The organism is Bartonella sp. AD24XZML (genome assembly GCF_042196485.1).
Classification (GTDB): domain Bacteria; phylum Pseudomonadota; class Alphaproteobacteria; order Rhizobiales; family Rhizobiaceae; genus Bartonella.
In genome coordinates this window covers 60,415-68,076 of the sequence record NZ_JBHIQH010000045.1, presented here as the reverse complement: position 1 = coordinate 68,076, position 7,662 = coordinate 60,415, and the positions used below count along the sequence as shown (strand labels likewise).

The following is a 7,662-nucleotide window of genomic DNA, read 5'->3' as shown; positions in this document are numbered from 1 at the left end:
AGGAATGCGAGTTTCCATGTTTTATCTCCTTGAATATGCTGGAGATACAATGCCTTTTTGCTAATTATGTTCCAAAAGGGAATAGATATGCGCCAAAAGGAATAGGAAAGATCTAAAGTTAAGATCGAGATCATCATGGTGGGGCATTTTCTTTTGAAACTTTTGTTTAAAGCGCGTTCATAGAGAGTTTTTGTTGATCATAAAAAGGGGGGTGAAAACGATAAGGCATGCCTATAGGGCTTTATGAGGTCATTATAATATAGATGCTGTTTTGTTTATATTCTTTCATAAATTTGAATTTTTATCTCATGACAATGTTTTGGTTGATAAACATATGATAAGCGTTACGAATGGGAATATATTTATGTTTCATAAATAAAAGCACATTTTGTATAGAGAGCTTTTTCTTTGTGTTTTCGCTATTGTATTCTTTTGACAAATGCTTTTCTTTTTGATTGTATCAAAAAGTTTAAAGAGAGATCTTGTTAGGATATAAAATGTTTCGTTCAACTTTTTTTAAAAATCGTGAAATCTATGGACCTCTTTGTATTGGCTTTGATCCGAGCCATAAAGTTTTGCAATCGTGGAAACTAAGCTTTGATTATAAAGGTCTAAAAGATTTTTGTGATATTCTCTTAACAGCAGTTGTTGGTAAAGTGGGTATTATAAAGCCGCAAGTCGCATTTTTTGAATTATATGGTGTGGAAGGTCTTCAAGCTCTCAAAGAACTGATTGAAAATGCACACGAACAAGGCATATTGGTTCTGGCGGATGCAAAAAGGGGGGATATTGGCTCTACTGCTGAAGCCTATGGTAAGGCTTGGCTTGGTCCAAGTAGTGCGTTCAAGGTGGATGCCATGACAGTTAATCCTTTTTTGGGTTTTGATGCTCTTATTCCTCTGATAAAGGTTGCAGAAGAAACAGGAGCAGGGGTTTTTGTGGTTGTTCAGTCTTCTAATTCAGAGGGGAAACAAATACGAAATGCGCTTATTGGTGATCAGACACTCTCTCTTCACCTTGCACAGTGTATTTGTGATTATAATAGTCAGTCTTCGGTTATTCATCATAATATTGGCCCCATAGGTGCGGTTATAGGAGCGACATTAGGATCTGAATCAAAAGACACAATCGAGCAGTTAAAAAATAGTCTGTTTCTTGTTCCGGGTATTGGCGCTCAAGGTGGAACAATGACACAACTAGCAAATCAATTTCCACAAAGACTTTGGCAGAATGTTATTCCCTCTGTATCACGCTCTATTACAGATGCTGGACGAAATATTGTTGATTTAAAAAATGTTATCAATCATTTTGCAGAACAAGCGCAAAGCACACTGGTGTCTTGAGGATTTTTGCATCTGTAATAAATCTGAAGAATTCTGAAAGGGAGGGCTTTTGAGGGGGATGCTTCCGATTTATCCAGAATCAACAGTCGCTTTGAGGTTTCTTTCAACAAGCACAGATGTCTTTTCATTGAATGTTAAGCGGGCATTTCATGTTGAGCGGGGGGCTATGTTCCTATTGAAAATGCAAATATTTTCAAGAGATTGCCTTAAGGGTAAAGGTTTGCATCTTTTAAAAGCAAAAGCTTATGTATATTGTTACCAGTTTCCAGTTGATAAAGTTATTGCAGCGTTTGTTTCTATAAGATAGACACACGTTATCGGTGAATATATATATTGTTGTTAGAGAAAAATATGTTATCAAAACAAGAAAAAACCAAAGCCCGTTTACCCCGGGGTTTTGTTGATCGTACAAGTGCACAGTTGTATGCAACTGAAACAATGATTGAGCAAATTCGTGAAGTTTATGAACTTTATGGTTTTGAAGCACTGGAAACACCAATTTTTGAATATACAGATGTGCTGGGTAAGTTTTTACCGGATTCAGATCGTCCAAATGCGGGCGTTTTTTCGCTACAAGATGATGATGAGCAATGGATGTCTTTGCGTTATGATCTTACCGCGCCTCTTGCTCGTTATTTTGCCGAGAATTTTGAAGTTTTGCCAAAGCCTTATCGCAGTTATCGTCTTGGCTTTGTTTTTCGCAATGAAAAACCAGGTCCAGGGCGGTTTCGGCAATTTATGCAGTTTGATGCGGATATTGTTGGAACACCAACGGTAGCAGCTGATGCCGAAATTTGTATGATGGCAGCCGATAGTTTGGAAAAACTAGGGTTTCAGCATAATGAATATGCCATTCGTCTGAACAACCGAAAAATTCTCGATTGTGTTTTAGAGAAAATTGGTTTTTGGGGAAATGAGCAGGCTGAAAAGCGCTTAACTGTCTTAAGAGCAATTGATAAGCTGGATAAATTTGGTTCTGAAGGGGTGCGTTTGCTTTTGGGAAAAGGGCGTTTGGATGAAAGTGGTGACTTTACAAAAGGGGCGGAGCTTAAGGAAAAAGAGATTGAGTGTATTCTTACCTTAACTGCTGCTGGAGCTGAAACAGCAGAAGAAACGCTTGAGACTCTTAAAGAAGTGGTTGGTGATCATGTTCAAGGGCGTGAGGGAATTCGTGAGCTTGAGGAAATGCAAGCAATTTTTGCCGCAAATGGCTTTCAGAATCGTATCAAGATTGATCCATCGGTGGTGCGTGGACTGGATTATTATACAGGTCCTGTCTTTGAGGCTACGTTGCTGTTTGATGTTTTCAATGATGATGGGCAGAAAGTTGTTTTTGGCTCCGTTGGTGGTGGTGGGCGCTATGATGGATTGGTGGCACGCTTTCGTGGTGAAAACATTCCAGCAACAGGTTTTTCAATCGGGGTCTCACGCTTGATCGCTGCTTTGCAAAATCTTGGAAAGTTGCCTATGAAGGAGACAACAGGGCCGGTTGTGGTGCTGATGATGGATAAAGAGCCAGAGGCGGTTGCTGGTTATCAAAAAATGGTGATGCAGTTGCGTGGTGCGGGAATTCGTGCTGAGCTCTATTTGGGGGCATCGGGGATAAAAGCGCAGATGAAATATGCAGATCGACGCCAAGCGCCTTGTGTGGTTATCCAAGGCTCACAAGAACGTGAGAGCGGAAAAATACAGATTAAAGATTTGATTGAAGGGGCGCGTTTGTCTCATGAAATTAAGGATAATCAAACATGGCGTGAAAGTCGACCAGCACAAGTGACGGTTGATGAAGAACAATTGGTCAAAACAGTACAGGATATTTTAGCCGCCCAAAAATGATAATGGTAAAAGTCTTTATCGAAGTGATTGTTCGAAATATTTTGGAAATTTGAAATTCAATTTTTAAAATTTGTGCTTTGCTCGTTTATACGTGTTAGTGCACGCGTTCAAAAGCGGGGTTTTGAAGTGCGTGCGGCATAAAAGAGAGATTTTTTAAGAGATAAATAAGCGCTATTTGCTATAAAACGTGCCCTTCTGAGGATGCGATGATAATGCGTTAAAATGAGCAAAAAAAATTGTAACGAACAAAAACTCTGAGAAAATTAAAGGGTTTCACGTAACGCTTCTGCAAAAGTTTATAAAAATATTGACAAGTTCATATTGGCTTCATCTTTGAATTCTCATCTATGAGTATCAAATCCTTTGATGTTCTCTTCTTGGACATTACAAAATCTAGCCTTATTGCAAAAGGAGGGAGAACTAGAGCGTTTTATCCTAAAAGACTTTTTAAGCTTCAAAAAACAATGGAATGACTTAAATCGAACAATTTTTTACAGGAGCATGTTTGGATGAATTGTAAGCTGCCATGATGGTAACTTACTAATAATATGCATTTTTCATAAAGTCAATTCTTTAACGGAGAAATGAAAATGGTCCAATATGATTTTACTCTGCTCTATGAACGAAATCCCTTTATTCTTGAAAGACCTGAGAATATTGGAAAATCATTTAAACTTCCTCCTTCAAATTTCGGATTTGAAGATCTTCCTCAAATTACCTTTTCAGGCGCCTCGTCGTGTCGGCGTATGATTTTTGGGCTATCATTTAGTGGTATGAAAGCATTTTTTGTGATGTTGTGGCAGGTAGGGAAAATGTTAGATGAGGGGGATGATGTGGATTTATGGTTTGATCAGATAACATTGGATCATGATATTCTTGAAGAATTTTTGACTTGCGATCTTTCAATTCAAGAACCAGAATATCTTAATTTTGAAAGTTTTAAAGAAGGTATCAAAGAATTAGAAACAAATAAAATTGTAGCGAAGGGGACAAAAAAAGATTGTTATTTCATCAATCCAGATATTTTTGGTCTTCCTGAATGTGATGAAGATTTTGAGTTCGATGAAGAGGAAGAGATAGAAGCACACTTTACGGTAGAATACCCGAATAAACAACTCCTTTAACCGTTTTTCTCTTAGAGAAAAATAAAAGCTTAGAATAAATGGCTATGAGAACAGTAATGAGTCTGTTTATGGTATGTGAATTGGAATGTTTGCGGGATCTGTTTTGATTTAATATTCTCCATGAATGGTTCTTTATGCAGAGCAGTTTTTATACCATATTTGCTTCTTTTTATGAGACATAAGTTAATTTGAACTGTGCGCCTCTTCAAACAAATGTTTGATCTGTATTTTCTTTCTTGGTACTTTTGTGAACTTTGCAGTAATGATGTTCATAGCTCTTGTATTTTGGCGCGTTTACGAGAGGTATTTTTACTCTTTTTAATCGTTTATTCATATGCCAATCCCACTTGCTAATGAGCAAGAAAATAGTTTTAAGGGATTCAATATAAGAAGGGATAAAATGAGACACTCTTATGATATTCGGCTCCTCTCATTCAATATGCAAAATTATAAATTATCTTTATAAATCAAAGTATTGTTCAATACAAAGTTTTTCTCAGTATGAGAATTTTAGCATTGATCTTGCATATTTCATCAATACGTTAGTCCTTGATGTTTCTGAGAGAGTTTTGCATGAATTTGCGCATTTGGCAATTGCATCCTCATTTTTTGATAGCGTGCAACAGCTGTTAACTCTTTGATTTTTTAGCCCCACAACGGGTCCAGATTTTTCATCAGCAATTTTTCAAACTTTTTCAAAGCAGTTAAAACATAAAATATTTATTGAAAAAATTATTGCTGTAATCTTTTTTCACAGAAGGCGTACAATCAACTTATCGTGTCTGCTTTCACGAATGATGTTGCAAAAAGTAAACGACACAAATTCTCCTGCTCAGGAAATTTGTGTCGTAAAATTTTGTTTAAATAGACGATTGGGGGAATTAGCTTTTCAAGGCTTTTAAAACATGTTGTGGTGAAGAAACTTCGTAAGGATCTGTTGCACAATTATCTGAAAAACCTGCTTCTTCAAACCATTTCTCAACTACACCATCATTAATAACAGCTGCATAGCGCCATGATCGCATGCCGAAACCAACATTGTCTTTTGCAACCAGCATACCCATTTTGCACGTGAATTCACCAGAGCCATCGGGAATTAATTTCACATTTTTGATATTTTGTGCTTTTCCCCAAGCATTCATGACAAAAGCATCATTGACGGAAAGACAATAAATTTCATCAATACCCGCTTGTTTAAATTCATCATAGAGTTTTTCAAAATCAGGCAGCTGAAAGGTTGAGCAAGTAGGGGTAAAAGCTCCAGGAAGAGAAAAAAGAATAACACGCTTTCCTTTAAAGTAAGCATCGCTGTTAACTTCTTGCCACCGATAAGGATTGTCTCCATCCACTGATTCATCGCGTACGCGTGTGTGGAATGTTACATTGGGAACTGTTTTTTTCATCATCATGATGCTCCTGTATTCTTTTACGAAAATTTTGTTTTAAAACAGCCTTCTTATTTAAAAACATATGGCAAAAAGCGTTTTAAATAAAAGGGCTTCTTTAAAAATTCTTACTTCTGGTGAGTGTGCAAATATTTCACACTTCCGTCAAGTAGAATTAATGGTCGACTTTGGATACTCTTCACCTTAAAATTATAGGAAAGAATATGAAGGATTGATATGACCATAAAGACAGTTTTGACTACGGCTTTTGAGGGGCAAAAACCGGGAACGTCTGGTTTGCGCAAAAAAGTGTCTGTTTTTCAACAACCCCATTATGTAGAAAACTTTATACAGTCTCTTTTTAATAACATTGGGCCTCTTGAAGGAAAAATGTTGATTCTTGGGGGGGATGGGCGCACTTTTAATCGTACTATCCTTCAGATTGTGTTAAAGATGGCAGCGGCGCATGGTGTCTCTTGTGTTAAAATGGGAAGGGGCGGTATTCTTTCTACACCTGCTGTTTCGCATCTTATTCGTAAAACTCATGCCCATGGTGGACTTATTCTTTCTGCAAGCCATAATCCTGGTGGTCCAGAAGGAGATTGTGGTATTAAATATAATATTTCCAATGGGGGACCCGCTCCTAATTCTTTATGTGATGCTATTTTTGCAACATCGCAACGTCTTTCTTTTTATAAAATTCTTGAAGCACCAGATATTGATTTAGATAGGCAAGGTACGATCTTTATGGGAGCCATGCGGATTGATATTATTGATCCTGTCGCTGATTATGTTGCTTTGATGCAGGAGCTTTTTGATTTTGACTGTATTGCCAAGGCTGTTGCTCGAGGTCTTACTTTACGGTTTGATGCCATGCATGCGGTAACAGGGCCTTATGCCCATGAAATTTTTGAAAAATGCTTAGGATTTTCTGAAGGGACGGTGGTTAATGGTATTCCTTTGCCAGATTTTGGAGGCGGTCATCCAGATCCCAATTTGGTTTATGCTAAGGACCTTTATGATTTATTGATGTCAGAGCAAGGACCAGATCTTGGTGCAGCCTCTGATGGTGATGGAGACCGTAACCTCATTATTGGTCGTCAACAATTTGTCTCGCCTTCGGATTCTTTGGCTATTATGGCTGAACATGCACACCTCATTAAAGGATATCGGAAAGGCGTGGTGGGGATAGCGCGCTCTATGCCGACGGGGCGTGCTGCTGATCTAGTTGCGGAAAAAAAAGGACGTAACTTTTTTGAAACGCCAACGGGATGGAAGTTTTTTGGAACCCTTTTGGATGCGGGAAAAGTAACCTTTTGTGGTGAAGAAAGCTTTGGAACGGGCTCTCATCACATCCGCGAAAAAGATGGTTTATGGGCTGTATTATTTTGGTTAAATCTTTTAGCGGTAACAGAAAAAACTGTCGCACAAATTGTTCAACAGCATTGGCACACCTATGGGCGTTTTTACACGTTACGGCATGATTATGAAGAAGTCGAAGCAGACAAAGCCTTGGCACTTATAGAGCATTTGCGTGCGCACTTACCACATGCAGGAACCGAAATTGCTGGATTTTTGGTCAAAAAAGCAGACGATTTTACGTATCATGATCCCGTTGATCAGAGCGTTAGCACGCAGCAAGGTATCCGTATTTTTTTCGAGAATGGAGCACGGTTGGTGGTTCGTTTGTCGGGAACAGGGACGCTAGGTGCTACTTTACGACTTTATTTTGAACAATATGAAAGTGATCCGCGCAAACACAATTTTAATCCGCAAGACGTTCTTAAACCTTTGCAACAGGTGGCATTAAAACTGTTAAACATACGACAAGCATTGGGGAGAGATCACCCTGATATTATCACTTAAGATCATTGGAATGTTTTTTTGTAAAGGTATGATGATTGATCACATGGGTGTGATTTTATGTGCATAAGGGAGATCTTCCATTTTCAAGCTCTCTTTGTTTTTTCCTCT

Annotated in this window: 5 protein-coding genes; 4 read left to right on the top strand and 1 reads right to left on the bottom strand. The window is 38.2% G+C overall.

The features are described from left to right. Nucleotides 1-497 precede the first annotated feature (497 nt). The 3 genes from pyrF to ACFIMX_RS04160 all read left to right on the top strand — a co-directional run bounded on the left by pyrF (nucleotide 498) and on the right by ACFIMX_RS04160 (nucleotide 4,303). A complete protein-coding gene (pyrF, locus tag ACFIMX_RS04170) occupies nucleotides 498-1,343 on the top strand; it encodes an orotidine-5'-phosphate decarboxylase (RefSeq protein WP_375618300.1) in 846 nt (281 codons plus the stop codon). Between the two features lie 351 nt (nucleotides 1,344-1,694). Continuing rightward, nucleotides 1,695-3,179 (top strand): histidine--tRNA ligase, encoded by a 1,485-nt coding sequence (hisS, locus tag ACFIMX_RS04165; protein WP_375618299.1) that lies wholly within the window; start codon nucleotides 1,695-1,697, stop codon nucleotides 3,177-3,179. Nucleotides 3,180-3,769: 590 nt separating this feature from the next. Then, on the top strand, nucleotides 3,770-4,303 hold the full coding sequence (locus tag ACFIMX_RS04160; RefSeq protein ID WP_375618298.1) for a replication protein: 534 nt from the start codon (nucleotides 3,770-3,772) through the stop codon (nucleotides 4,301-4,303). Nucleotides 4,304-5,184: 881 nt separating this feature from the next. Here the strand turns inward: ACFIMX_RS04160 and ACFIMX_RS04155 are convergent. Continuing rightward, nucleotides 5,185-5,709 (bottom strand): peroxiredoxin, encoded by a 525-nt coding sequence (locus ACFIMX_RS04155; protein WP_375639572.1) that lies wholly within the window; start codon nucleotides 5,707-5,709, stop codon nucleotides 5,185-5,187. A gap of 216 nt (nucleotides 5,710-5,925) precedes the next feature. Here ACFIMX_RS04155 and ACFIMX_RS04150 point away from each other — a divergent pair, with 216 nt between their 5' ends. Beyond that, a complete protein-coding gene (locus tag ACFIMX_RS04150) occupies nucleotides 5,926-7,554 on the top strand; it encodes an alpha-D-glucose phosphate-specific phosphoglucomutase (protein WP_375639552.1) in 1,629 nt (542 codons plus the stop codon). The last annotated feature ends 108 nt before the right edge of the window (nucleotides 7,555-7,662 follow it).